Annotated in this window: 23 protein-coding genes, 1 tRNA gene and 1 pseudogene; 12 read left to right on the forward strand and 13 right to left on the reverse strand. The window is 63.4% G+C overall.

Translation table 11 applies throughout. The features are described 5' to 3' along the window. Positions 1-335: 335 nt before the first annotated feature. From ACP7DD_RS24190 to ACP7DD_RS24215, 6 genes are all read right to left on the reverse strand, one after another. Complete coding sequence (locus ACP7DD_RS24190) at positions 336-752, reverse strand: spore coat protein U domain-containing protein (RefSeq protein ID WP_426177646.1); 417 nt, start codon at positions 750-752, stop codon at positions 336-338. Between the two features lie 19 nt (positions 753-771). Next, positions 772-3561: a fimbria/pilus outer membrane usher protein gene (locus ACP7DD_RS24195; RefSeq protein WP_426177648.1), complete on the reverse strand. Its 2790-nt coding sequence runs from the start codon at positions 3559-3561 to the stop codon at positions 772-774. 27 nt (positions 3562-3588) lie between these two features. After that, positions 3589-4269: a fimbrial biogenesis chaperone gene (locus ACP7DD_RS24200; RefSeq protein ID WP_426177649.1), complete on the reverse strand. Its 681-nt coding sequence runs from the start codon at positions 4267-4269 to the stop codon at positions 3589-3591. 43 nt (positions 4270-4312) lie between these two features. Next, positions 4313-4804: a spore coat protein U domain-containing protein gene (locus tag ACP7DD_RS24205; RefSeq protein WP_426177651.1), complete on the reverse strand. Its 492-nt coding sequence runs from the start codon at positions 4802-4804 to the stop codon at positions 4313-4315. 319 nt (positions 4805-5123) lie between these two features. Then, positions 5124-6665, reverse strand: coding sequence for a phospholipase D family protein (locus tag ACP7DD_RS24210; protein ID WP_426177653.1), 1542 nt, complete (start codon positions 6663-6665; stop codon positions 5124-5126). 22 nt (positions 6666-6687) lie between these two features. Next, positions 6688-7464 (reverse strand): enoyl-CoA hydratase, encoded by a 777-nt coding sequence (locus tag ACP7DD_RS24215; protein WP_426177655.1) that lies wholly within the window; start codon positions 7462-7464, stop codon positions 6688-6690. Positions 7465-7557: 93 nt separating this feature from the next. Here ACP7DD_RS24215 and ACP7DD_RS24220 point away from each other — a divergent pair, with 93 nt between their 5' ends. Further along, entirely contained in the window at positions 7558-7905 is a 348-nt protein-coding gene (locus ACP7DD_RS24220) for a hypothetical protein (protein WP_426177657.1), read from the forward strand. On the opposite strand, the gene apaG is transcribed toward ACP7DD_RS24220, so the two are convergent. Further along, a complete protein-coding gene (gene apaG, locus ACP7DD_RS24225) occupies positions 7906-8280 on the reverse strand; it encodes a Co2+/Mg2+ efflux protein ApaG (RefSeq protein ID WP_426177659.1) in 375 nt (124 codons plus the stop codon). A 136-nt stretch (positions 8281-8416) separates the two neighbouring features. On the opposite strand from apaG, the gene rpe reads away from it, so the two are divergent. The 8 genes from rpe to ACP7DD_RS24265 all read left to right on the forward strand — a co-directional run bounded on the left by rpe (position 8417) and on the right by ACP7DD_RS24265 (position 15054). Beyond that, the gene (gene rpe, locus ACP7DD_RS24230; protein ID WP_426177660.1) at positions 8417-9103 is read left to right on the forward strand and encodes a ribulose-phosphate 3-epimerase; all 687 of its coding nucleotides are present in this window, start codon (positions 8417-8419) and stop codon (positions 9101-9103) included. Beyond that, positions 9103-9801 carry a phosphoglycolate phosphatase gene (locus tag ACP7DD_RS24235; protein WP_426177661.1) on the forward strand — a complete coding sequence of 233 codons (699 nt, stop codon included), beginning with the start codon at positions 9103-9105 and terminating at the stop codon, positions 9799-9801. The genes rpe and ACP7DD_RS24235 overlap by 1 nt, the downstream gene beginning before the upstream one ends. 186 nt (positions 9802-9987) lie before the next feature. Beyond that, a complete protein-coding gene (gene trpE, locus ACP7DD_RS24240; RefSeq protein WP_426177663.1) occupies positions 9988-11484 on the forward strand; it encodes an anthranilate synthase component I in 1497 nt (498 codons plus the stop codon). Position 11485: 1 nt separating this feature from the next. After that, positions 11486-12049 carry an anthranilate synthase component II gene (locus ACP7DD_RS24245; RefSeq protein WP_099791554.1) on the forward strand — a complete coding sequence of 188 codons (564 nt, stop codon included), beginning with the start codon at positions 11486-11488 and terminating at the stop codon, positions 12047-12049. 28 nt (positions 12050-12077) lie between these two features. Continuing rightward, complete coding sequence (gene trpD, locus ACP7DD_RS24250; protein ID WP_426177666.1) at positions 12078-13112, forward strand: anthranilate phosphoribosyltransferase; 1035 nt, start codon at positions 12078-12080, stop codon at positions 13110-13112. 2 nt (positions 13113-13114) lie between these two features. After that, positions 13115-13741, forward strand: a complete 627-nt coding sequence (locus ACP7DD_RS24255; protein ID WP_426177668.1) for a LysE family translocator — start codon at positions 13115-13117, stop codon at positions 13739-13741. Positions 13742-13753: 12 nt separating this feature from the next. After that, positions 13754-14554 carry an indole-3-glycerol phosphate synthase TrpC gene (gene trpC, locus ACP7DD_RS24260; protein WP_426177670.1) on the forward strand — a complete coding sequence of 267 codons (801 nt, stop codon included), beginning with the start codon at positions 13754-13756 and terminating at the stop codon, positions 14552-14554. 2 nt (positions 14555-14556) lie between these two features. Continuing rightward, positions 14557-15054: a hypothetical protein gene (locus ACP7DD_RS24265; protein WP_426177671.1), complete on the forward strand. Its 498-nt coding sequence runs from the start codon at positions 14557-14559 to the stop codon at positions 15052-15054. Between the two features lie 15 nt (positions 15055-15069). On the opposite strand, the gene ACP7DD_RS24270 is transcribed toward ACP7DD_RS24265, so the two are convergent. From ACP7DD_RS24270 to ACP7DD_RS24295, 6 genes are read right to left on the reverse strand one after another with little or no spacing between them, the layout of a single operon-like run. Further along, positions 15070-16878 (reverse strand): M61 family metallopeptidase, encoded by a 1809-nt coding sequence (locus ACP7DD_RS24270; RefSeq protein WP_426177673.1) that lies wholly within the window; start codon positions 16876-16878, stop codon positions 15070-15072. 49 nt (positions 16879-16927) lie between these two features. After that, positions 16928-17527, reverse strand: coding sequence for a nucleotidyltransferase family protein (locus ACP7DD_RS24275; protein ID WP_426177675.1), 600 nt, complete (start codon positions 17525-17527; stop codon positions 16928-16930). Positions 17528-17533: 6 nt separating this feature from the next. Further along, on the reverse strand, positions 17534-19747 hold the full coding sequence (locus tag ACP7DD_RS24280) for a molybdopterin cofactor-binding domain-containing protein (protein WP_426177677.1): 2214 nt from the start codon (positions 19745-19747) through the stop codon (positions 17534-17536). A 10-nt stretch (positions 19748-19757) separates the two neighbouring features. Next, on the reverse strand, positions 19758-20216 hold the full coding sequence (locus ACP7DD_RS24285) for a (2Fe-2S)-binding protein (RefSeq protein WP_099791572.1): 459 nt from the start codon (positions 20214-20216) through the stop codon (positions 19758-19760). A gap of 55 nt (positions 20217-20271) precedes the next feature. After that, on the reverse strand, positions 20272-20994 hold the full coding sequence (locus ACP7DD_RS24290) for a DsbC family protein (protein ID WP_426177680.1): 723 nt from the start codon (positions 20992-20994) through the stop codon (positions 20272-20274). Positions 20995-21025: 31 nt separating this feature from the next. Next, positions 21026-22249, reverse strand: a complete 1224-nt coding sequence (locus tag ACP7DD_RS24295; RefSeq protein WP_426177682.1) for an FAD-dependent monooxygenase — start codon at positions 22247-22249, stop codon at positions 21026-21028. Between the two features lie 118 nt (positions 22250-22367). On the opposite strand from ACP7DD_RS24295, the gene ACP7DD_RS24300 reads away from it, so the two are divergent. The 3 genes and pseudogenes from ACP7DD_RS24300 (at position 22368) to ACP7DD_RS24310 (ending at position 24498) form a co-directional block, all read left to right on the forward strand. Then, positions 22368-22443, forward strand: a tRNA-Phe gene (locus tag ACP7DD_RS24300). A gap of 275 nt (positions 22444-22718) precedes the next feature. Further along, a pseudogene (locus tag ACP7DD_RS24305) lies at positions 22719-23705 on the forward strand (IS1634 family transposase); the annotation flags it as partial. 193 nt (positions 23706-23898) lie between these two features. Next, a complete protein-coding gene (locus tag ACP7DD_RS24310) occupies positions 23899-24498 on the forward strand; it encodes a pentapeptide repeat-containing protein (protein ID WP_426177684.1) in 600 nt (199 codons plus the stop codon). The last annotated feature ends 509 nt before the right edge of the window (positions 24499-25007 follow it).

Here is a 25007-nt window from a genome sequence, read left to right on the forward strand (position 1 = left end):
ATATTTCTTCTTTGTGAACATTTGATAATTTAAGTTTTCAGCGACCGAAGTCACTGGCACCTTCATCAAACGCCCACACTTATCGACTGTTAATTTTTAAAGAACTTGTTCGGTACTGCTTGCTGCCTGGCGATGAAGCGTTGTGTTCATCAGCAGCGAAGGAGGAAGAGTATAAAGCTTTTAGCTTATTTCGTCAACCCATATTTTCTACCGCGCCGTCGTTTCCGACGTCCCCGACTGTTCGCTAACTACTTGATTTCGTTAACCGTTTCATCGGGGAGGCGAACTATAGCAAACCGCCCAACAGCTTGGCAAGGACTGTTTTACCGGACTGCTCAATATTCAAGGGTCAACGTCAACGTTGCTGAGTAAGCGCCGCCGGGAAGCGACCTGAAACTCGCTGCATAAATTTTGGCGTAAAGCACAACCACCTGCCCCTGCCCGTCGCGGGTGATTGTGACTGGCGTGCCCGGCGCTGCGGTCGCCAAGTCGTTGCTCGCGGCTCCGCTGCTAAGACTGAGGTTGAACGGAAGCTGGTGGATACTGTTGCTCATTAGGCGTGGGGACACGGAATGCAGCCTCAAGGTGCTCACCACACTGGGGTCGCAACTCACCTTGAAACTGTGCCCGGTATCGGTGGTGGGACTACCGCCGCTGGCCAATGCGACAACGGGCGGAAACACCAAAGTGGCGCCCTGCACCACGGTACACGATTGCGCACGCGCGCCTGCGGCGACCGCCAGCAGCGCCATGCCGAACGCCAACGATTTGCTATTTGCTGCGATTTCCGCTGCTCCCGCATAGCAAGGGTCCCATTTCGATCTCCGCTCCGGTAGCTTGCACCAGATTGAGGCTGACGGTGCAGGCGCCGCCGGACCAGTTTACCGCGATCGTTTCAGCGTCCTGCACATCGGTCAAATAGACTTCGCCCCGCTTTACCACAACGAACTCCTGATTACTCGGCGAAACCACAACGCGTGCGCCGGACGGTACGAAAACGCCGTCCGGCAGCACCAGCTTCACCAGTAAGTTACGAGCACGCCGGATCGGAAAATCGAGCAACACGCCGCTTCGCGCGTACGGAACCGTGACCCGCTGCGCGCTACCGATATTGACGTCGAGCGGCAACTGGTCTGGATCGATCGATAGGAAATTGGTTTGGTACGGCAGTAGCCCGGGCACCAGCGCCATGCCGCTACTGTCGGTGACCGCCACTATCTGGTTGCTGCGCATGATAGGCACGCCTGGCAGGTCGCCGACTTTTACGACCGCAAAAGCACCGTGGTCGATACGCCTGGTTGCGAACGGCAGGCCTTTGAACCAGCCGACTGAACCTTCGGCGCCAACGCGCACGGCGTTGGCATCCGAACCGACGCTGGCGTCGGCAGTCACGCGGCCGTACTCGGAGTTATAGGTCGCGCCGGCCTGCGCACGCTGGCTGGCGCGGTCGCTGGCTCGCGCACTCCAGCCCAAGCCGGGCCCCGGCGGCGCAACCTGTCCCATCTGAACGGTATTGACAACATTGCCCTGCCGGTCGCGGTTGCTCGATGCAATCACAGTGCTCTGGTTGGCGGTTGGCAAGATCAAGTTCAAGCCGCCACTCCAGCCGCCACCGCCGTCCATCTGCTGGGCCACGAACGCCGACAAATGCATGTTGCCAGACAGGGCGATGCCGAAGTTTGCGCCTGCCAACGTAAAGCGGTCGCGGTTCCAGCTGGTCTGACGAATGTAGCTGAGTCCAGCTGACGTGCCGGCTCCCAGTGCGACTCCGATGTTGGCCTGCATGCGGTCGCGCGGACGCAGCTCGTTCGCGCCCCCACCGAATTGCACAAACCCATCGCTGAAGTGTTCCCATTGCACGGCGCCGCCGCCCGCATGGGTAAGCCGTTCTAGCGCTGCCAGCCAGCGCGTCCCGCTTTTCGCTTCACCAACGTCCTCACTACGCGACCAGGCCGCTGCCGTGCGCGCCACGGCGATCGTATCGAGCAGAGCAGTTGCCTCGACGCCTGCGGCCTGGCGCGAGCGCTGCACTTCTGCGCGGCCGCTGACTGTCAAGCCGGACGTCAATCCATAGCGGTAAGAGCCGGCGGCAAATCCCGGGCCGTACTCACCCATCCTACTGTTGCCGTAGTTGCGGCGTAAGGCGCCTGCCTCGGCCGAGAAGTCGAACAGGCCGGGCGCCAACAGCAAAGGCGACATGTAATAGCCTTGGGTGAGCAATGTCTCGACGCCGCGCAGGTCTCGCACCACCAAATTGATCTCGCCGGCGCCACTGACAACAGGCACGTTCGTCAGGTCAAAAGCGCCAGCTTTCACGTCAGCACCCGATTGGCGTTGCTTGTTGACCAGCACGTCGACGGTCGATGGCAACGCTGCCGCCCCGGAAATCGATGGCAACGGGTAGGTTATAAATCCTGGCGAGAGAGCAAAGTCACGGCCGTAGCGCACGCCGCCGAACCGTACCGGCCTGCTCCAACCGCCATCGGTCCCAATGGTGTCGCCCAGCACCAATGATTTCATCTCTGCTGGCCAGTCCTTGCGCCAGTAAGTATCTGTTCGGTTGACTTCGGTGAGATGGCGGTCGCGCCGGACAACGGCGCCAGCGACGAGTGAGCCGGCGCCAGTGAACATCACCGCCTCGGCCGAACCACCAAAACTGTTGCCGCCGGACTGCTGGCCGGTAGCCGACAAGTTGTAATTGAGGTAGACACCCGTCGACGGCGCATCGGGCTGAGCGCGCGTGCCGTTGCTCAGGGAGTAGGTGGCGGCTTCAAATGCGCTGGACGGGACGATCAGCGCCAGCATCAGACGGGCGCGGTCGACCCGATATTCGAGGTTGGGGACTGACTCCAGCGCGTACCCTTGCTCGCCGTCGGGTAGCAGGAGCGGTTCGCCCTGCGCCCGCAGGCCAGCGATTCGCCAGCCGTCCAGTGCGAGTGCAAGACGGCCGTCGGCGAGCCGCTCGGCCCGGAAAATCCCCGACACCGGCTGATCGTTAACGCTCAACTCGACAAGCAGCGTCTCCTGGCCCTTGAGTGCATTGCCGGCATTGCCGGTCTTCGGCGCCTTTTCGACGTCGGGGGAAGCGATGGTCCTGGTAAGCCGTTCAGCCTTGTCCGCCTCGCGCGGCGACACCCAGGCCGGCAACGCGCTCAATGGCAGCACCGTCAGCACAAGATCGTTGCCATCTTGCCGGAACGCCCCGCGTGACGGCTCGCGCAGCGCAAGCACCACGCGCGAGCGATCATTGCCGCCGACCAGCGTTGCAGAAGTGACCAAGTTGTCGTCGAACGGAAAGTTGGCGCGTTCGTCCTGGCCGACGCCAGCGAAATCGATCACGATACGTGGCGGCGAATTTATCGAAAACACCGTCGGCAGGCGGCCAAGCGGCGCGGCAAACCTGAACCGCACACTGGTGCCGGAAGCATCCTGAACCGAGGTAATGTCTTCGATCTCCGGACGGCCGCCCTCGGCGTGTACGGGCGCCCCTATCGCGTATGCCGCGACGAGGAAGGACAGCACGAGTACGCGCCTGGCTGCAAGAGAGAGCGAAACAGCCATGGTTTTCTGAACGCGAGCGCTAGGGATTTATCGCGACGCGGCCGACAGCGTGCCGTCGAAGGTGCCCGCCGACGTATCGGCCTTGACATTCATTATGCCCGCCACCTTGGCAGGGACATCAAACTGCCACTCGCGCCAGCCACCGACCAGCAAACGAGTGTTAAGCGCAATTTCCTGACTCCAGCTGCCGGCCCCGACGGTCAGTGACTTCGCCGTGATATGACGACCGCCGTCGTTGCTCAGCCGTACGCATGCCTTGCCGTGCGGTGCGGTACATTGTGTCAGTTGTACCGACAGCGTCGGCGTGCCGGTTGCGGCGACGAACACCGGCAAGCTGTGGCGGACGCGAATATTCACTGTCGCCGTACCTTCCGGGCCGTCCAGTTCGGCAGACACATCCTCAAGGATCAGTCGATATGCCTGCTCGCGGGCACCAGACGACATGCGTGACGTCACCCTGAATATTTGGGTAGCGCCAGGGGCGATCCTGGCTACCGGCGGCACCACCATCAGGTCACGGGTCGCCTCGAATCGATCTTGGCCGTCGGCCTGACTCCAGGCCAGCACTTCAGCCTGAAAATTGACGACGGTGTCGGATGGATTGGTGACGGTGATCGACACCACTTTCCGTACGGGCGACAACTCGACGACCACGGGAGCGATCGTCATGGCACCGGCGGTGCCGTGCATCGCCAGCGCTGCCAGCACGGCGATTGCGGCGCCTAAGGCAGCTCGGCGGCAGCCAGCCTTGTTAATAGGCGACATCCACGACCACCGTTTTGGTGTAAGCGCCAATTGGCAGTGCCGAGAAGTCCGACGCCAGCACTTTGGCGTGAATCGTCACATCTTGCATTGCACCGTTCTGGGTCATCACAAGCGCGGTGGCGGTTGCAGGGAAGGTATCGGTATCGGCGCCAAGGGCGCTCAGGCCGAGAGTGAAAGGCAGCGAGTTGAGGCCAAATTTCATGACACGCGTAGAGCCCGTGGAAATCATCGGCGATGCACCGTTGCTACAGGCAACCTTAAAAGTGCTACCGCTGTCGGCAACTTTATCCGCCGTGCTGGCCAGCGCGACGATGTTTCCGAAGGCAATCGAGCCAGCTTGCACTTCGCAACCCGCAACCAGCGTAGCGCCTACCACCAGGTCCCCGGTGGTCGCGCCTGCCATGGCGGTGGATGCCGCCGATGCGATGATCGCTGCCGCTGCGACGCGTGCTACAAGTTTTACGCCATGCTGTGACATCTTGAATCTCCTTCAATTTCGTGAATTTTGGGCAAATTTTTGCGTTATCAAAGCACCGTGCGGGTGTGTGGCGCAGGCTTTGTGAAATTTCGACTTCATGACGCCGGCATGCGTGAAGCCAAGCCGGAAAAACTACCTCCACCGAAGAGAAGGAAACCAATACTTACTACTCGACAACGGCAAGTCCGGCGATTTATTTAGGGCAACATTCAAAATAAACCACAGATTTCGACCGAATAGTCGCCAGATTGCCCATATTTCTCAGCAGAGTGGATCAAGCGTGTAACCGTGCACGCAGTGATGCGCGACACCACTGGGCTCAGAGCAGCCAGTCGATCGGCAGCCAGGACAAGATGCGCACGCCCAGCCGCAGCCAGACGCTGGTGCCCGGCTCCGTGTCGTGGCGGATGACGGCGCCCTGCTTGCGCTCGATCCAGTACAGCGCGCCGTCGGGCGCGAGCCGCACTTCGTATGCGCGCTCGGCCACGCCGCTGTCGAGCCGCTCCTTCAGTTCCCGCGCCATCGCCGGGCTGGCGATCAGGAAGCCCATCTCGGTATTGAGGTTGATCGAGCGCGGATCGAAATTGAGCGAGCCGATAAACATGTGCGCGCCATCGACCGCGAACGTCTTGGCGTGCAGGCTGCTGCCCGAGGAGATCAGGGGACCGGGCCGGTGCCGCCTATCCTCCAAAGGCCAGCTGCGGCGCATTTCGTACAGCTTGACGCCGGCTTGCAGCAGCCGCTTGCGCCATTTGGCATAGCCGGCATGCACCGCGGCGACGTCGGTCGCCTCCAGCGCGTTGGTCAGCACGCGCACGGCGACGCCGCTGCGCGCCAGCGCCGACAATTCGCCGGTCACGCCCGGGCCAGGCACGAAATATGGCGCCACCAGGTCGAACTCGCGCAGCGGCGTGCCAATCAGCTCGCGCAGCTGCGTTTCGACGCCGCTGTCGGGCGCCTCGCGCTGCAAGGCCTTGGCCGGATCGTCACTGACCAGCCGGGTGTCGGCCCATTCGAGCGGCAGCGTGCGCGCGACCAGATCGGGCAGCAACGTCGATGTGCGCCTTGCCAGCTGCAAGGAAGCGGCGGGCGGGCCCGCGTCGACCACCGCCGCTTCCGCGCGCACGGCCGCGGCGTCAGGATGCGGCGGCACGATCAGCTCGAGCGGATAGGCCGAGGCGCTGTTCCAGTAGCGGTCGAAATCGTTCGACACCGGCGCCACCACGGCGCCGATTGCCAGCACGTCGAGGTCGGCGAACAGCACGTCGCCAGCGGCGTCGAAGTATTTATCGCCGACATTGCGCCCGCCGATGATGGTGATGTGGCCGTCGGCGGTGAACGACTTGTTGTGCATGCGCCGGTTCAGGCGGCCGAATTCGGTCAGGTAGCCGAGCAGGCGCATGCGCCGCAGCGCAAACGGATTAAACAGCCGCACTTCGATATTCGGATGAGCGTCGAGCTGCGCCAGCGTGGCGTCGATGCCGGAGGTGCCGAAATCGTCCAGCAGCAGCCGCACCCGCACGCCGCGCCCGGCGGCCGCGCGCAGCGCGTCGAACAGCATTGCGCCGCTGATGTCATTGCTCCAGATGTAGTACTGGACGTCGAGGCTGCGGGTGGCCGCATCGGCCAGCACCGCCCTGGCGGTAAAGGCGCCGCGGGCGTCGAGCAGCCCGTACACGCCGGACCTGCCCGGATGGGCCGCCACCAGCGGCGCCACCGCCCGCCCGAGCGGGGTGTCGGCGGTATCGCTGAACGCGCTCGACGCAATGCGCCCGTCGAGCGGCGGCAGGTCGGCGCACCCGGCCAGCGCGAGCGCGAGCGCCAGGGCCCGGGCCCGGGCCCGAGTCGGGAACCAGCGCATGCCTGGCCGGCCCGACGCGATGCTACAGGCCTTCGAAGTTCGCTGGACGCTTCGCCAGGAAGGCGGCCATGCCCTCTTTCTGCGCCGGGGTGCCGAACGCGGCGTGGAAGTAGCGGCGCTCGTAGCGCACCCCTTCGGTCAGCGTGGTTTCGAATGCGCGGTTGACGCTGTCCTTGATCGCCATCGCCACCGTCACCGACATCGACGCGACGACGGTGGCCGCGGCCAGCGCTTCTTCCATCAGCTTGTCGGCCGGGACCACGCGCGAGACCAGGCCGGTGCGCTCGGCTTCGGCGGCGTCGATCATGCGCGCCGTCAGCAGCAGGTCCATCGCTTTTGCCTTGCCGATGGTGCGCGGCAGGCGCTGGGTGCCGCCGGCGCCTGGCGTGACGCCGACCTTGATCTCCGGCTGGCCGAAGCGCGCGCTGTCGGCGGCGATCAGGAAGTCGCACATCATCGCCAGTTCGCAGCCGCCACCGAGGCAAAAGCCCGCCACCGCGCCGATCACAGGCTTCCTGATATTGAGGATGTGCTCCCAGTTGCGCCCGATGTAGTTTCCCGGATAGGTGTCGGCGTACGTGTAGTTGGCCATGGCGGCGATGTCGGCGCCGGCGGCGAACGCCTTCTCGCTGCCGGTCAGGACGATGCAGCCGATGCTGCTGTCGGCATCGAACTGCTGCAACGCGGCGCCCAGCTCGTTCATCATGTTGTCGTTGAGCGCATTCATCGCCTTTGGACGGTTCAGGCGGATCACGGCGACGCGGCCGTGCGTTTCGATCAGCAAATCTGCGTATTGCATGGGCTACTCCTGTTGGTTACATGAACGTCAATAGCGCGATTGTAGCCCTTCCGGCCCGCCGGTCAACGGCCCGGCGCCGGCGCTGGCTCAGGCGTGGGCTTTGGCCCGGGCGCCGGCACCGCCACCGGACCGACTGGCGCCGGCATGACGATCGGCGGCCTCGGTTTCGGCTCGGGCGGCGCCGGCGGCTGCGTGGTCGCGCAGCCGCCGGACAGCGCAACGGCGACGGCTCCCAGAGAAGCATGTAAACTGCGGCAAGTAGGTAACATAAGGACGTGTATGTGGATATTGATGGTTGAAGCGGCAGTGGCGCTGTTCCTGCTGGTGTTTATCGTCTGGTGGACGATGTATTCGGGCCCGAAGGCGGGCGACGACGAACTCGACGCGATCGAGCCGCCGAAGGCCGACAAGCCCGATCGCCTGGACGGCCCGCAGGGCTGATCAGTGCAGCGTGCGCGGCAGCGACAGCACGAATTCCGGGATCTTCGCTTCGAACCGGTGTCCATCTTCGGCCACGCAGAAGTATTCGCCCAGCATGGAGCCTTGCGGCGTGGCCATCTGGGTGCCGCTGGTGTATTCGAACTGTTCGCCAGGCTGCAGCAGCGGCTGATGGCCGACCACGCCCAACCCGCGCACTTCTTCGACGTGGTTGTTGGCGTCGGTGATGACCCAATGCCGCGCGATCAGCTGGGCCGCCACGCTGCCGGTGTTCTTGATCGTGATCGTATAGGTGAACACGTAGTTGGTGCGTGCCGGGTCTGACTGCTCCGGCAGGTACTTGGTGCGGACAGTGACAGTAAATTCGTAGGGTGCCATCGGGTTTCCTTAGTGACGCTATTATTGTTCGAGCAACGTTCATCATACATCGCAGTGCAAAAGCGCGGGCAGCGCGCGGACAAGGCGTGCAACAGCGTAAAATAGCGGCTCCGCTATTGATAACTTGCGCCACGCCATGACCCAATTCCGCATCGCCCCCAGCATCCTGTCCGCCGATTTCGCCCGCCTCGGCGAGGAAGTGCGCAATGTCGTTGCCGCCGGCGCCGACATCATTCACTTCGACGTGATGGACAACCATTATGTTCCGAACCTGACGATCGGGCCGCTGGTGTGCCAGGCGATCCGTCCGCACGTCGACGTGCCGATCGACGTCCACCTGATGGTCAAGCCGGTCGATCGCCTGATCCCGGATTTTGCCAAGGCCGGCGCCAACATCATCACCTTCCACCCGGAAGCGTCCGAACACATCGACCGCACCTTGCAGCTGATCCGCGATAACGGTTGCAAGGCCGGCCTGGTGTTCAATCCGGGCACCCCGATGCACTTCCTGAACCACGTGATGGACAAGATCGACATGATCCTCATCATGTCGGTCAACCCGGGCTTCGGCGGCCAGTCGTTCATTGCTGAAGCGCTGAAAAAGATCAGCATCGCGCGCCGCATGATCGACGAATCGGGCCGCGACATCCTGCTCGAAGTCGACGGCGGCATCAAGATCGACAATATCGCCGCCGCCGCCGCCGCCGGCGCCGACACCTTCGTCGCCGGCTCGGCCATTTTCGGCCAGAGCGACTACAAGGCGGTGATCGACGCCATGCGCGCCGAACTGGCCAAGACCGTGGCCAAGACCGCGGCCCGCTGATGCGCACGGGGGCCGGCGCCATCCGCGGCGTCATCGTCGACCTCGACGGCACCATGCTCGACACGGTGCCCGACTTCCACGTGGCCATCAACCGCATGCGCGCCGAGTTCGATCTGGCCGCGATCTCCCAGGAGCGCATCGAGAACATGGTCGGCAAAGGCTCCGAGAACCTGATCCGCTCGGTGCTGGCGGTCGACTTCGACCAGGCCGGCGTCGAGCGCCACTTCGTGCAAGCGATGGAGGCCTACCAGCGCCACTACCTGGCGATCAATGGCGACCACAGCGCGTTATATGACGGCGTGATCGAAGGCCTGGAGGCCATGCGGGCGATGGGACTGCGGATCGCCTGTGTGACCAACAAGCCGATCGCGTTCGCCGCGCCGCTGCTGGCAAAGAAAGGCCTGACGCCGTACTTTGAAGTGGTCTACGGCGGCGAGTGCCTGCCGCGCAAAAAGCCGCATCCGATGCCGCTGCTGCAGGTGTGCGCCGACTTCGCGCTGGAGCCGGCCGAAGTGGTAGCGATCGGCGACTCGTCGAACGACGCCGAAGCGGCGCGCGCGGCGGGCTGTTTCGTGCTCACCGTCCCCTACGGCTACAACCATGGACAGGCTATACAGGAAACCGATTCCGATGGTATAGTAACTTCGCTGCTCGAAGCGGCAACACTAATAAGTACGCACAACCGCAACGCTAACTGAACAAACCGCATGTTTTTCACCAAAAAACACACTGTCACCCAAACCGGCCCGCTTGAGGCCTGGCTTTGGCGACGCTGGCAATCCTGGGCTAAGTAACCCGTACTGATTGCTGCCGGCGGCGCTCGCGCGCCCGGCAGGTTTTTTGACCACCACCGCAGCCCCTCCCCGGCGGCCTGGAGAAAAAGCATGACCGAACTCGAATTCAAATCGCTTGCCAACGCCGGCTACAACCGCGTTCCGCTCATTTCCGAAGCATTCGCCGACCTCGAAACGCCGCTCACCTTGTACCTGAAGCTGGCGCAGACGCAGAACGCCGGCAAGAACACCTTCCTGCTCGAATCGGTGGTCGGCGGCGAGCGCTTCGGCCGCTACTCGTTCATCGGCCTGCCCGCCACCACGGTGCTGCGCACCACCGGCCGCGTCACCGAGATCGTCAAGGACGGCAGCGTGATCGAAACGCACGAGGGCAATCCGCTCGACTTCATCGAATCGTTCCAGGCCCGCTTCAAGGTGGCACTGAGCCCCGGCCTGCCGCGCTTTTGCGGCGGCCTGGCCGGCTACTTCGGCTACGACACGGTGCGCCACATCGAACGAAAGCTGGCCGACAGCACGCCGAAGGACGATCTCGGGCTGCCCGACATCCAGCTGATGGTGACCGAAGAACTGGCGGTGATCGACAACCTGTCGGGCAAGCTGTACCTGATCGTGTACGCCGACACCACGCGACCGGAAGCGTTTTCGAAAGCGCGCCAGCGCCTCAAAGACCTGCGCATGATGCTGCGGCGCGGCGTCGACGCGCCCGTCACATCGAGCTCGGTGCGCACCGAGGAGATCCGCGACTTCAGCAAGGAGGACTACCTGAAGGCGGTCGCCCGCGCGCACGAGTACGTGATGGCCGGCGACCTGATGCAGGTGCAGATCGGCCAGCGCATCCGCAAGCCCTACGTCGATTCGCCGCTGACGCTGTACCGCGCGCTTCGCTCGCTCAATCCCTCGCCTTACATGTACTACTACAATTTCGGCGACATGCAGATCGTCGGTGCCTCGCCGGAGATTTTGGTACGCAACGAGACCGCGCCCGACGGCAGCAAGAAGGTCACGCTGCGCCCGATTGCCGGCACCCGCCCGCGCGGCGCCACGCCCGAGCGCGACGCCGAACTGTCGAGGGAGCTGCTGGCCGACCCGAAGGAAATCGCCGAACACGTCATGCTGATCGACCTGGCGCGCAACGACATCGGCCGCATCGCCGAAACGGGCAGCGTGTGCGTCACCGAGCGGCTGGTGGTGGAAAAATACTCGCACGTCCAGCACATCGTCTCCAACGTCGAAGGCAAGCTCAAAGACGGCATGTCGAACCTCGACGTGCTGCGCGCGACCTTCCCGGCCGGGACCTTGACCGGCGCGCCGAAGGTGCGGGCGATGGAAGTGATCGACGAACTCGAACCGACCAAGCGCGGCATCTACGGCGGCGCATGCGGCTACCTCAGTTTTGGCGGCGAAATGGACGTGGCGATCGCGATCCGCACCGGCGTCATCAAGGACGGCATGCTGTACGTGCAGGCCGCCGCCGGCATCGTCGCCGATTCGATCCCCGAGATGGAATGGCAGGAAACTGAAAACAAGGCGCGCGCCGTATTGCGCGCGGCCGAACAGGTGCAAGACGGCCTCGATGGGGAGCTCTGACATGCTGCTGATGATCGATAACTACGACTCGTTCACCTACAACCTGGTGCAGTATTTCGGGGAGCTGGGCGAGGAAGTGCGCACGCTGCGCAACGACGAAATCACGCTGGCCGAAATCGGCGCGATGAAGCCGGACCGCATCTGCATCTCGCCCGGCCCGAAAACCCCGGCCGAAGCCGGCGTGTCGGTCGACATCCTGCGCGAATTCAAGGGCAAGCTGCCGATTCTCGGCGTGTGCCTTGGCCACCAGGCGATCGGCGCCGCGTTCGGCGGCAACGTCATCCGCGCCAAGCAGGTCATGCATGGCAAGACGTCGCTGATCGCCCACACCGGCGTGGGCGTGTTCAAGGATCTGCCAAGCCCGTTTACCGTGATCCGCTACCACTCGCTGGCGATCGAGCGCAGCTCGCTGCCGTCCTGCCTCGAAGTGACGGCATGGACCGACGACGGCGAAATCATGGGCGTGCGGCACAAGGAGTTCGACATCGAGGGCGTGCAGTTCCACCCCGAGTCGATCCTGTCCGAACACGGTCACAAACTGCTGCAGAACTTCCTCGAACGCTGACGCGTTGGATAACCGAACCGGAACCGCCATGAAGATCACCCCACAAGAAGCCCTGCTGCGCTGTATCGAACACCGCGAAATTTTCCACGACGAGATGCTGCACCTGTTCCGCCAGATCATGTCCGGCGAAATGTCGCCGACGATGATCGCCGCGCTCACCGTCGCCCTGCGCGTCAAGAAAGAGACCATCGGCGAGATCGCCGCCGCCGCCCAGGTCATGCGCGAGTTCTCGACCAAGGTGCCGATGGCCGACACCAGCAACCTGCTCGACATCGTCGGCACCGGCGGCGACGGCGCCCACACCTTCAACATCTCGACCGCGTCGATGTTCGTCGCCGCGGCAGCCGGCGCGCGCGTGGCCAAGCACGGCGGGCGCAGCGTGTCGTCGTCGTCCGGTAGCGCCGACGTGCTCGAGTCGCTCGGCGCCAACATCAATCTGACGCCCGAGCAGATCGCCCAGTCGATTGCGCAAACCGGCATCGGCTTCATGTTCGCGCCGAACCACCATGCGGCGATGAAGCACGCAGCGCCGGTGCGGCGCGAACTCGGTGTGCGCACCATCTTCAATATCCTCGGGCCGCTGACCAATCCGGCCGGCGCGCCGAACATCCTGATGGGCGTGTTCCACGCCGACCTGGTCGGCATCCAGGTGCGCGTGCTGCAGCGCCTCGGCGCCCAGCACGCGGTGGTAGTGTACGGCCGCGACAACATGGATGAAGTCTCGCTGGGCGCGGCCACCATGGTCGGTGAACTGGTCGGCGGCGAAATCCGCGAATACGAAATCCATCCGGAAGACTTCGGCCTGCCGATGATCGCCAGCCGCAACCTGAAAGTGGCCGGCGCCGCCGAATCGAAGACGATGATGATGGAGGCCCTGACGGGCGAACCGGGCGCCGCTTTCGATATCGTCGCGCTCAACGCAGGCACCGCGCTGTATGCGGCAGGCGCCGCCGCCTCGATCGAAGACGGCCTGGCGAAGGCCCGCGCTGCCATCACGTCAGGCGCCGCGCGCGCCAAGCTCGATCAGTTCGTGCAGGTGACCCAGCAACTGGGCCAGGGCTGACCATGTTCGGCATCCACGACCTCGGGCTGTTCGTCGTATCGGGGCTGCTGCTCAACCTGATGCCTGGCCCCGATTCGCTGCTGATCATGACGCGCAGCGCCACCCAGGGCGCGCGCGCCGGCTGCGTCGCGGCGCTCGGCATCGGCGCCGGCGTCTTCATCCACATGTTCGCCGCCGCGCTCGGGCTGTCGGCGATTCTGTCGACGTCGGCCACCGCTTTCACGGTCGTCAAATACGTCGGCGCGGCCTACATCCTGTACCTGGCGTTTGGCCTGTTGCGCAGCAAACCGCGCGCCGCCGTCAACGCGGCGCCAACCGCACCGATGCGACTCACCAAAATCTTCGCGCAGGGCTTCCTGACCAACGTGTTGAACCCCAAGGTAGCGCTGTTCTTCCTCGCCTTCGTGCCACAGTTTATCCAGGCCGACGCCCAGTACAAGGCGTTCGCCTTCCTCGTCCTCGGCGTCATCTTCAACGTCAACGGCATGCTGTGGTGCTTCGCACTGGCGCTATTTACCGCGCGCGCCAAGGCGCGCTTGCAGATCGGCGCGCGCACCTCGCTGTGGCTCAACCGCGTCACCGGCAGCCTGTTCGTCTGGCTCGGCGTCAAGCTTGCCCTCTCCAAATAAGATCGAGTCCCCATGTCCGACATCCTCAACAATATCCTGGCCGTCAAGGCCGACGAAGTGGCCGCCGCCAAAAAACACCGCGGGCTGGCCAGCCTGCGCGGCGAAGTCGAAGGCGACGCGAAGCTGCGCGCCGGCCTGCGCGGCTTCGAAGCGAGCCTGCGTAATACCATCGCGGCCGGCCGCGCCGGCGTTATTGCCGAAGTGAAGAAGGCGTCGCCGTCGCGTGGCGTGCTGCGCGAGAACTTCCGCCCCGCCAACATCGCCGAGAGCTACGCCCGGCATGGCGCTGCCTGCCTGTCGGTGCTGACCGATGCGCCTTTCTTCCAGGGGTCGCCCGAATACTTGCAACAGGCGCGCGCCGCCTGCGACATTCCGGTGCTGCGCAAGGACTTCATGGTCGACATGTACCAGGTATACGAAGCGCGCGCTATGGGCGCCGACGCGATTTTGCTGATCGTCGCCGCGCTCGACCACGGCCTGATGGCCGAAATGGAAGCCTGTGCGATGGAACTTGGAATGGATGTGCTGGTCGAAGTACATGATGGCGATGAGTTGACGGCGGCGCTGAAGCTGCGCACTCTGCTGCTCGGCATCAATAACCGAAACCTGCGCACGTTCGAGACCTCGCTGCAGAACACGATCGGCCTGCTGCCGCGCATTCCGGCCAGCAAGCTGGTGGTGACCGAGTCGGGAATCATGTCGCAAGATGACGTCAAGCGCATGCGCGACGCGAACGTGCATGCATTCCTGGTCGGCGAGGCCTTCATGCGCGCGCCTGACCCCGGTGTGGAACTTGCAAGGCTGTTCGACTAACCATGAACATTATCCGCAGTACCAGGACCGTTGGCGCGGTGTTGCTGGCGTTACTTGCCTGCGCGTGCAGCCAGCCACGGCTGGCATCGCTGGTGCCGTTCGGCCAACCAAAGCCGCAAGCTGGCGCGCCCTTGAGCGGCCAGCGGGCCGCATTCGCCAGCGTCGACGTGTACAAGGACGACGTCGCCGCGCTGATCATGCGTTACAACGGCGCCCACACCTTCAGCGGCAAGCTGCCGCCGATGCTGCCGGCCATTGTCGTGCTGCGAATCACGGTGGACCGGGACGGCCGCATGTCCGATGTGGTGGTGCAGCGCTCGCGCGACAGCGAGGCATCGAAAGTAGCGCTGGCGTCGATGAAGCGCACCGGCTCCCTGCCGCGGCCATTCAACCTGGCCTCCGGTCCGGGGCGGTCGCTGACGTTTTCCGAGACGTTCCTGTTCAACGCCGATTACCGCTTCCAGCTGCGCACCCTGGCGCCAATCCAGACCGCGGACTGAGACAGTTTTTAGCGATTACGCGCTGGGACGCTTGAGCTTTTTGGCGCCGGCTGCTGCCTCCAGCGATATCGCCGGCGTCCTGTCACCCTGCAATTTGACGTTAAACGTCAGCAGCTCGTCGCGCCGGAAAGCGTGCACCACTACCGTGTCGCCGACGCGGTAGCGCCCCAGCAGCGCATCGAGGTTGACCGGATTGCCCGACACCCGCAGCCCGTCGATCGCCACCAGCACGTCGCCGGCCGACAGGCCAGCGCGATGCGCCGCCCCGCCCTCGTGCACCTGCGTCAGCTTGCAGTCGCCGCCGTCGCGTCCCGTGCTGGCGTCCAGCGCCGGCTTGGCATCCTTGCGCTGGTCGACCAGCTTGATGCCGAACGGCGCGTACAGCTTGGCCAGCGGCAGGTCGTCGGTCCCGCGCACGTAGCGGTTAAACAGCGGCTTCAGTTTCAGGCCACTGACTTCATCGAACAGCGCCTCCACTTCCGCTTCGGTGACGCCGCGCGCAGCCACCGCATAGAAGTCGCGCCCATAACGCTGCCACAGCGCGGCCATCACGTCGTCGAGCGACTTGTTGCCGTCGGTCTTGGCGCGGATCGTCAGGTCGAACATCAGCGCCACCAGCGAACCCTTGGTGTAATAGCTGACGATCGCGTTCGGCGCATTCTCGTCCTGGCGGTAGTACTTGCCCCACGCGTCGAAGCTCGAATCGGCCACGCTTTGCTTGGTGCGGCCACTGCCGCGCAGGACGCTGCCGATCGTCTTGGCTTGCAGCTTCAGGTAGGCCGCCTCGTCGAGCAGGCCGCTGCGCACCAGCAGCAGGTCGTCGTAATAGCTGGTGAAGCCTTCGAACAGCCAAAGCAGCGGCGTGTACGTCTCGGCCTGCAGATCGTAGGGCGCAAACGCGGCCGGCTTGATGCGCTTGACGTTCCAGGTGTGGAAATACTCGTGGCTGCACAGGCCGAGGAACTTGAGGTAGCCGTCGGTCGCCTCCAGTTTTTTCGGCGTGGCTGCCGTCGGCAGATCGGCGCGCGCGCAAATGAGCGCGGTCGAGGCGCGGTGTTCGAGGCCGCCGTAACCGTCGCCGACGGCCAGCGTCAGGAACACGTAGCGTTCCATCGGCGCCTTCTTCGACTTCGGCTCGAAAAATTCGATCTGCGTTTCACACATCACCTTCAGGTCCGCCTGAAGGCGCGCCATGTTCAAATTCGGCACGCGCCCGGAAATGACGATGTCGTGCGGGACGCCGTGCGCCTTGAACGTCGCCAGCGCAAAGTCGCCCATTTCAACCGGGTGGTCGATCAAATCGTCGTAGTCGCTAGCGACGTAACTACCAAAGCCGTAGCGCCTGGCGCCCAGTTCCGGCAGCGACGTCGCCACCCGCCACGCCGCCGCGGCAGGGTCGGCGGGCCGCTGGATGTCGACCTGGTGCGCCATCGCTTCCTGCCCGAGTACGCGCAAGAAGACGCTGGTGCCGTTGAAGAAGCCATGGGTCTGGTCGAGATGGGCGGCGCGCACCGACAGGTCCCACGCATACACCTCGTAGCGCACGGTCAGCGCGCCGACAACCGGTGCGGCGCGCCAGGTATGCTTGTCGAGCTTCATCAGCGCGACGGCCTGGCCTTCCGACTCGGCGCTGATCTGGACGATATTGCGCGAAAACTCGCGGATCATGTAACTGCCCGGGATCCAGGCCGGCAGCGCCAGCACTTGTCCATCCGACGCCGGCAAGGCGACGGTGAGGGTGACTTCGAACAGGTGGCCGGCCAGATCCTTCGGCACGATCGCGTAGTGGATGGCGCTCTGCTGCTTTTGCGTTGGCTTTTTCATGTGTGTTCGGCGGCGCCGCGAAGGAGTCCCCGCGTGAGCGAGGATGACGTTAAGGATTGTGGGAGTGTATCTCAGGCGGCAAATCCGATGGCTGGTCGATGTCCTGGAAAATGCCGGGATCGTCGACCGCTACCTCGGTAACCTGTTGGCGTTTCAAGATGTGGCGGGCGCCCTCGTCGCCGCTCAGCGCCAGCAGTTCGGGCAGGCAGGCGGCGCCGAAAGCGACCGGGTTGCCGCGCCTGCCTCCGCATACCGGAGCGGCGACGACTGCGCCGCCGGCGATGGCATCGGCCAGCGCCTGGATGGTCGCTGGATGCACACGCGGCATGTCACCCAGCGCAATGAGCCAAGCCTGCGCTTGCGGGAGCGAATGGCGCAGCGCGTGAACAAGCGACTGCGCCATGCCCTCGTCCGCATCCGGGCACGTGGTGACGTCGCAGCCGAGCGCGCGCAAGGCGTCGGCGACGCCGCCATCATCGGGAGCAACCACGGCGACCACCGTCGGCAGCACCGCAAGCATCGCGCGCGCGCTCGCGACGACCACCGACTCGCCGCCAGCAGCCACAGGCTGCAGCAGCTTGTTACGCGTACCGGAGGGATCGAATCGTCGCCCCCTGCCGGCGGCGAGCAAAATGCCGACAGGGGTCATGGAGGCCTAAGCCGTCTGCAGGTCGAACGGCAGCTTGCGCAGGCGCTTGCCGGTCAGCTTGAACAGCGCGTTGGCAAACGCCGGCGCCAGTGGCGGTACACCCGGCTCGCCCATGCCGGTCGGCGCATCGCCGGAAGGCACGATGAAGACGTCGACCTGCGGCATGTCGGTCATGCGCGCCACCGTATAGTCGCCAAAGTTCTGCTGCTCGACGACGCCGTCTTTCAGCGTGATGGCGGCGCCTTGCAGCGTCGTCCCCAGCGCCATCAGCGCGGCGCCCTCGACCTGCGCCGCAATCGACAGCGGGTTGACGGCCAGGTTGCAGTGCACGCCGGCGGTGACCTTGTGCAGCTTCGGCACACCCTTGGTGACCGACGCCTCGACGACGTAGGCCACTACCGAGCCGAACGACTCATGCATCGCCACGCCGTAGGCACGGCCTTTCGGCAGCCTCTTCTTGTTGTAGCCCGATTTGGCCACCGCCAGGTCGAGCGCGGCCAGATGGCGCACGTGCTTCGGATCGATCAGGGTCTTGCGGTATGCCACCGGGTCCATGCCCGCCACGTGCGCCGCTTCGTCGATCAGTGTCTCCATCACGAACGCGGTGTGGGTCGAGCCGACCGAGCGCCACCACAGCACCGGCACATTCGCCTTGGCGGTGTGCGCCGTCAAGTTCAGCGGAACATCGTACGGCGCGCCCATCCCCTCGACCATGGTCTGGTCGACGCCATTCTTGATCATGAACGCCTCGAACGGCGTGCCGGCGATGATCGACTGGCCGACGATGACGTGATCCCATGCCAGGATTTTTCCTTTGGCATCGAGGCCGATGTCGGCGCGGTGCACGTGCGAAGGCCGGTAGTAGCCGCCCTTGATGTCGTCCTCGCGGCTCCAGATGACTTTTACCGGGCCGCTCTTGCCGGCGGCGCGGTAGGCCTTGGCGACGTGGACCGCCTCGACGATGTAGTCGGAGGTGGGCACCGCGCGCCGGCCAAAGCCGCCGCCGGCCATCATCGTGTTGACCGTCACCTGCTCGGGCGCCAGGCCCGCGGTGCGCGCCACGGCTGCGTGGTCGGCGGTCTGGAACTGGGTGCCGGCCCACACGGTGCAGCTATCGGCCTTCAGGTCGACCACGCAGTTGAGCGGCTCCATCGGCGCGTGCGCCAGGTACGGAAATTCGTAGACGGCCGAAATCTTCTTCGGCGCCGCCGCCAGCTTCGAGGTGTCGGCCTTGAGCGCAACCGCGCCCGGCGTTTTGGCCAGCGCGGCGAAATCGGCCATCTGTTTTGCGCTGCTGACCTTCTCGACGCCGCTGGCGTCCCAGTCGATGACGAGCGCGTCGCGGCCCTGCTTGGCAGGCCAATAGCCATCGGCGATCACCACCACGCCGCGTCCACCGCGGTCGGTCTGCACCTCGAGCACGTCGATGACGCCCTTGATCGCTTTCGCCGGCGCGGCGTCGAATTTCGCTACCTTGGCGCCGAACACGGGCGGACGCGCCACCAGCGCTACCTTGGTATTGGGCGGCATGAAGTCGATGCCGAACACCTGCTTGCCGCTCGACTTCGCGCGCGCGTCGATGCGCCTGGTAGGTTTACCGATGATGGCGAAGTCCTTCGCCTCTTTCAGCGTGACGGTGGCCGGCATCGGCTGCTTCATGGCGGCGTCGGCGAGCGCGCCGTAGCTGGCCTTCTGGCCGGCCGGTCCCATGACGAAGCCCTTGGCGGTCTTGCACTGTGCCGGCGCGACCTTCCATTGTTCGGCTGCGGCGCTAACCAGCATCGCGCGCGCCTTGGCGCCGATTTCGCGGTACTGCACGAAAGAGTGGGCGATGGTGCCCGAGCCGCCGGTCATCTGCATGCCGAACGCCGGGTCCTTGAACACGTCGCCGGCAGGCGCCAGTTCGCCGCGCATCTGCGACCAGTCGCAATCGAGTTCCTCGGCGATCAGCATCGGCAGCGACGTGTGCACGCCCTGGCCGAATTCGAGCCGGTTGACCATCACCGTCACGGTGTTGTCCGGCGCGATGCGCAGGAACGCGTTCGGCGCGTAGACTGGCTTGGGCGCGTCCGCGGCGCGGGCGAACTTGTTCGAACCCGGCATGAAGAAGCCGAGTATCAGGCCGCCGGAGACTACCGCGCCGGCCTTGAGGAAGCTGCGGCGCGACAGGCCGCCTTCTGCCGGGCGCAGCGCCTCGGGATTAATCCATTCAATTCGCATGATCGATCCCTCAGGCTAATGTCTTCGCCGCGTCCTTGATGGCCGCGCGGATTCGTTGGTAGGTGCCGCAGCGGCAGATGTTCCCGCTCATGGCGCCATCGATGTCGGCGTCGGTCGGCGCCTTGTTTGTGCGCAGCAGAGCGGAGGCACTCATCACCTGGCCGCTCTGGCAGTAGCCGCACTGCGGCACGTCATGCTTGACCCACGCATCCTGCACCGCCTTGCCGACCTTGTCGGCGTCCATCGCTTCGATGGTGGTGATCTTCTTGCCGGCCGCCGCCGAAATCGGCGTCACGCACGAGCGGATCGGGTCGCCGTCGAGGTGCACGGTGCAGGCGCCGCACAGCGCCGCGCCGCAGCCGAATTTGGTGCCGGTCATGTTGAGGTTATCGCGCAGGGCCCACAAGATGGGCGTAGATGGATCGGCCTCGACTTGCATGTCGCGGCCGTTAATATGAAGAGTTACCATGCCCTGCCCCTTAGTTTTGGAATGACTATCTATATTTTTATGGTGGTGTTACCGACTACTTGATGCTGCTGAATTTTGCCTCGAGCGTCTTGGTGTCGGCCGCTCCCGGGATGCGGCTGCCGTCGGCAAAGAAGATCGCAGGTGTGCCCTGGATGCGCAGCTTCTGGCCGAGCGCGAGGATCTTGTCGTTCGGCGTCGCGCAGCTGGCCGCGGCGGCGGGAGCGGCTTTACCGTTGATCATCCAGTCGTCCCACGCCTTGTTGCGGTCCGGCGCGCACCAGATGTTCTTCGACTTGGCGAACGAGTCTTCCGACAGGATGTTATACATGAAGGTGTAGACGGTGACGTTGTCGAGTTCTTTCAGCGTCGTCTGGCGGAAGCGCTTGCAGTAGCCGCAGTTCGGATCTTCGAACACCGCGATGACGCGCTTGCCGTCGCCCTTGACCAGCTTGAGCGCCGACTCCAGCGGCAGGTCGGAGAACTTGATCTTGTTGATCTCGTCGATGCGCTCCTTGGTCAGGTCCTGCGCCGTCTTGGTGCTGAAGACGTGGCCCATGATCAGGTACTCGCCGTTTTTGTCGGTATAGAAGATGTCGCCGGCGGCGCGTATCTCGTACAGGCCGCCGTACGGCGTGGCCTTGACCGAGTCGATCTTCACGCCTGGCGCCAGTTTCGGCTCGACGATCTTCTTGATGTTCGCTTCGACCGGCGCTTCGGCGACGGCGCACGCTGCTATCAGCGCGGTCGCCAGCAGCACCGCGATATGTGATTTACCCATGATTTACTCCGAATCGGTTACACAAAAAATCTTACTTCCCCATCGCGTGGGCCATCAGCCGACGCTTGAGCATGGGCAACTTATTCAGCAAGTTTAGCCCCAAATTACGAACCACGCGCACCGGCTCCAGATCGGCGCCGAACAGGCGCGCCAGGCCATCGGTGGCGAGCTGCATCAGCAGCACGTCTTCCTTGCGCCCGCGCGCGTAGCGCGCCAGCACGCGCTCGTCGCCGATGCTGCGCTGCGCTTCGCGCGCGGCGACTGTTTCGAGCAGCTGGGCCACGTCGGCGAAGCCAAGATTCATGCCGTGGCCGGCGAGCGGATGCACGACGTGGGCGGCGTCGCCGACCAGCGCCACGCGCGGCGCGACGATGGCGTGCGGCCGGATAAGCATCAGCGGCACGTCCTTTACCGATTCCGGCTGCAGGGGCTTGAGTTGACCCAGCTTGTCTTCGCTCAGCACCGCCAGGCGCACCGCCAGTTCGCCGAGCGACTCGCGCATCAAGGTATCGGCCAGCGCATCCGGCGCCGACCACACCAGCGACACCCGCTCGCCCGGCAGCGGCAGCAGCGCGACGATGCCTTCGTGGCCGGTGAACCACTGGTGGGCGACGCCGTGGTGCGGCTTCCCGCAGCTGAAATTGGTTACCACCGCGCGCTGGTGGTACGAGCGGTAATCGAGGCCGATGTCGCACTGGCCGCGCACCCAGGACTGGCCGCCGTCGGCGCCGACCACCAGCGCGCAGGCGACGACGGCGCCGTCGTCGAGCGTGACGGTGGCGCCGGTGTCGCCGGTCGCCAGGCGTACTGCGCGGGCGCTGATGATGTTGACGTTGGGGGCGAACCGGAGGGCGGCGTCGAGCGCCTGGTTCAGGTTGCGGTCCTCGACGATCCACGCCAGCGTGCCGACATGGGCGCCGAAGGCGTCGAACTCGACGTCGCCGGGCTGCTTGCCGTCGCCGATCACGGCCATCGAATCGACCGGCGCCACGCGCGACGCGTCGAGCGCGCCCCACACCTTCAGCGACGCCAGCAGCGTGTGGGCGGTGTGATTGAGGGCGTAAACACGCACGTCCCACGGCTGCTCGGCGCCGGGCGCCGGCGGCGCCGGCGGCGCGCCGGACGGCGGCACCAGCAAGGTGACGGAGTGGCCGGCCTGGGCGAAGCCGAGCGCGGTGGTCTTGGCGATCGCGCCATTGCCGACGATGCAGACATCGCTGTCGTGCCGTGCGGCGGAGGTAGTTGGGCTGTTCATCCGAACCATTATAACGGCTGGAAAGGCCACAGATTTACGGGGTGGCAAAGCAATTTATTTGTTAAGTGAATACTCGGCCTTGCAAACCCGCGTTCGGGTGTCTATAATCATGCCTCTTGGCCTGGTAGCTCAGTCGGTAGAGCAGAGGATTGAAAATCCTTGTGTCGGTGGTTCGATTCCGCCCCGGGCCACCAAGAACATCGTTCAGGCAACGCCAATCCATCGCGATTGGCGTTTTCGTTTGGGGCACAAATAGTCCTCGTGTCCGGTCTATTTTCGGTACGCCTCAACGGTGCGATTCTCGCGCAAACCATCCTTCCCGTGCATTCGCCACGGCCCAAAACTGCCCGGCCCTACACGCACAAATATTCTCGTTGGCGAGAGGCATTCTTAGCCTCGCGGCAATCTTTCAGCATACAATCGTCGTAGGCGCCGGTGATTCAACTCCGGCCCGCTGGACCGCGCTCCATCAGCGGAATCGACTCATCACAAGACCATCAAACCGATCATCGAAAAGATCGTTCAACGCTTCCCGGTCAAGCATGTCATTGCCGTGGCCGATCGCGGCCTGCTCTCGACCGACAACTTGGCGGACCTGCAGGCGATCACCTTGCCGGGCGGTGGCACGCTTGAATTTATTCTGGCCGTGCCGGGGCGCCGCTACGGCGATTTCGTCGACCTGCTGGCGCCTTTCCAGGCCGAGCAATGCGCCGATGCACAGCGCGAGGTCCTGGGCGAGACGAAGTGGGACACACTACGGCTGATCATCGTGCATGACCCGGACGTGGCCAAAGCCGCCGGTGCCAAGCGCGATCTGGTCATCGAATCGCTTGAGCAAAAGGACGCGCAATGGGCCGTCAAACTGGACGGGCAGGAGATGGGCAAGAGCAAGCGTGGCCGCAAGCTGTCGGACGGCGGCGCCCGCGCCCGTTTCTATCATGAAGTGTGCGAAGCGCATCTTGCACGCATCGTCCGGGTCGACCTCAAAAGCGCGCTGTTCACCTACACCATCGATGAGCGGGCGCTGACGCACGCGCGCCTGATGGATGGCAAGCTTCTGCTGGTCACCAACACCACCGACCTGACACCCGAAGAAGTGGTTAAACGATATAAATCGTTAGCCGATATCGAGCGCGGATTCCGTGTGCTGAAATCCGAAATCGAGATCGGTCCGATCTATCATCGACTGCCTGAACGCATCCGCGCGCACGCCGCAATCTGCTTCATGGCCTTGATCCTGCATCGCGTCATGCGCACACGCTTGCACGCCAGCGACACCGCGCTCTCGCCCGAGCGCGCCCTGACGAAACTGCGTCGAATTCAGCATCACCGCGTCACTCTGAACGGCACCGAATCCATTGCCGGCATCTCGTCAATTAACAAGGAGCAGACCGTTATCCTCGCCGCGCTGACTATCAAAAAACCGACCCTCGATACGCAATTAACCCTCTTGTAGTGGCATTTTTGAACAACGCCTCTATATGAATCAATAACTTACGCGCTCAACTGTCGAACTCGGGTGTTCTAGCTGTTGCAACGGTTTAGGTAATCCAGCCCACGCGCAGCACAGACAGCGTCGCCGTATATGTACTGGTACAATCATGTCGTGGTATTAAAAACAATTTTTTAACTGGAAGCGGAGCTATTAAATGTATATTAATAAAGCGCATCTGTTTTTGGCAATGCTGCTGTCGGTTGGTTCTGCTCGCGGGCAGTCCGTGGTTATCGATGGCGGCAGCATTCGGGTGGATGCAACTTCATCAAGCAAAGGCACGGCGATTGTAAAGGGGGCTAAAAGTTCATCAGCTAAAAGTTCCGCTGGGAAAAAAAGCAAAGTTGCCGCCGCCAACGATTCCGACGATGACAGCGATAGCTCTAACGTGACAGTTGCGAGCGGTGTTTCCGTCGGCGCTGGCGGGAGCGTTATTAATGCAGGCAGTGGGTCTGGTGCCAATGGAAAAGGGCATCAAGATTTTGTTAATTCAGATTTGTCCGGGCAGAACTTAAGCCGTAGAAATTATGCTGGAGCATCCTTCACGAACGTGGAGGCCGTTGGCACCAATTTTAACGGGTCTGATCTTACAAAGGTCGTCATGACCAACGTTGATTTATCAAACGCGGATCTGCGCGGAGCCAACCTCTCGGGAGCTAAGATCACTAACGTCGATTGGAGCGGCGCCCAGTTTGACGGCGCAACATGGGTGAACGGACGTCGATGCGGGCCAGGCTCGACTGGAAAATGCAAATAATTTGCTACGGCTGCAACTGATCGAAGAGCAGGATTAAGCATTCTGGTCATCGTACACGTCGATTCCGGTGGCGGCTGAGATCGAACGCGATAGACCGCATTAGTAGTTACAGTGGTTCGGAATCGCGAGAAGGACCGGAAGAGCCAGAACGCGTCGAAATGTGCAGAATTAACACTTGAGCTCTCCTGTGAGGTAGTGGCATAAACGGCTGAGCAAATACCGGTAGGTTGTAATTGTCACTAACGGTATTTGGCACTCGCACTAGCAGGTGACATTTGGCATTGGAATCAAAGCGTAACCTCGATTTTGAACCGCGTTTGACGCGCTCCACTTCATGCGGAAAACACCGTTAGGTAACGTTAGCTCAAAATGTTATTCGGGGGTTGGCCACCCAATCCACCCAAGTTAGCCGATTTCAACAATTTTTCTGACTCATTGCCTTGTGCGGTTTTTGGTCTTGCTTCCGCGGTTTCGAGAGATTTTCACGATGTCGATAGGTCCTTCCAGCG

The sequence above is a fragment of the Massilia sp. TWR1-2-2 genome (assembly GCF_049897565.1).
GTDB lineage: Bacteria > Pseudomonadota > Gammaproteobacteria > Burkholderiales > Burkholderiaceae_D > JAFCUW01.

Bases quoted from the DNA above. Each gene is read 5' to 3' on its own strand.
- ACP7DD_RS24190 (WP_426177646.1), bottom strand. From the start codon at position 752: ATGGCGCTGCTGGCGGTCGCCGCAGGCGCGCGTGCGCAATCGTGTACC.
- ACP7DD_RS24195 (WP_426177648.1), bottom strand. From the start codon at position 3,561: ATGGCTGTTTCGCTCTCTCTTGCAGCCAGGCGCGTACTCGTGCTGTCC.
- ACP7DD_RS24205 (WP_426177651.1), bottom strand. From the start codon at position 4,804: ATGTCACAGCATGGCGTAAAACTTGTAGCACGCGTCGCAGCGGCAGCG.
- ACP7DD_RS24210 (WP_426177653.1), bottom strand. From the start codon at position 6,665: ATGCGCTGGTTCCCGACTCGGGCCCGGGCCCGGGCCCTGGCGCTCGCG.
- ACP7DD_RS24215 (WP_426177655.1), bottom strand. From the start codon at position 7,464: ATGCAATACGCAGATTTGCTGATCGAAACGCACGGCCGCGTCGCCGTG.
- apaG (WP_426177659.1), bottom strand. From the start codon at position 8,280: ATGGCACCCTACGAATTTACTGTCACTGTCCGCACCAAGTACCTGCCG.
- rpe (WP_426177660.1), top strand. From the start codon at position 8,417: ATGACCCAATTCCGCATCGCCCCCAGCATCCTGTCCGCCGATTTCGCC.
- ACP7DD_RS24235 (WP_426177661.1), top strand. From the start codon at position 9,103: ATGCGCACGGGGGCCGGCGCCATCCGCGGCGTCATCGTCGACCTCGAC.
- trpE (WP_426177663.1), top strand. From the start codon at position 9,988: ATGACCGAACTCGAATTCAAATCGCTTGCCAACGCCGGCTACAACCGC.
- ACP7DD_RS24245 (WP_099791554.1), top strand. From the start codon at position 11,486: ATGCTGCTGATGATCGATAACTACGACTCGTTCACCTACAACCTGGTG.
- trpD (WP_426177666.1), top strand. From the start codon at position 12,078: ATGAAGATCACCCCACAAGAAGCCCTGCTGCGCTGTATCGAACACCGC.
- ACP7DD_RS24255 (WP_426177668.1), top strand. From the start codon at position 13,115: ATGTTCGGCATCCACGACCTCGGGCTGTTCGTCGTATCGGGGCTGCTG.
- trpC (WP_426177670.1), top strand. From the start codon at position 13,754: ATGTCCGACATCCTCAACAATATCCTGGCCGTCAAGGCCGACGAAGTG.
- ACP7DD_RS24265 (WP_426177671.1), top strand. From the start codon at position 14,557: ATGAACATTATCCGCAGTACCAGGACCGTTGGCGCGGTGTTGCTGGCG.
- ACP7DD_RS24270 (WP_426177673.1), bottom strand. From the start codon at position 16,878: ATGAAAAAGCCAACGCAAAAGCAGCAGAGCGCCATCCACTACGCGATC.
- ACP7DD_RS24275 (WP_426177675.1), bottom strand. From the start codon at position 17,527: ATGACCCCTGTCGGCATTTTGCTCGCCGCCGGCAGGGGGCGACGATTC.
- ACP7DD_RS24280 (WP_426177677.1), bottom strand. From the start codon at position 19,747: ATGCGAATTGAATGGATTAATCCCGAGGCGCTGCGCCCGGCAGAAGGC.
- ACP7DD_RS24285 (WP_099791572.1), bottom strand. From the start codon at position 20,216: ATGGTAACTCTTCATATTAACGGCCGCGACATGCAAGTCGAGGCCGAT.
- ACP7DD_RS24290 (WP_426177680.1), bottom strand. From the start codon at position 20,994: ATGGGTAAATCACATATCGCGGTGCTGCTGGCGACCGCGCTGATAGCA.
- ACP7DD_RS24295 (WP_426177682.1), bottom strand. From the start codon at position 22,249: ATGAACAGCCCAACTACCTCCGCCGCACGGCACGACAGCGATGTCTGC.
- ACP7DD_RS24310 (WP_426177684.1), top strand. From the start codon at position 23,899: ATGTATATTAATAAAGCGCATCTGTTTTTGGCAATGCTGCTGTCGGTT.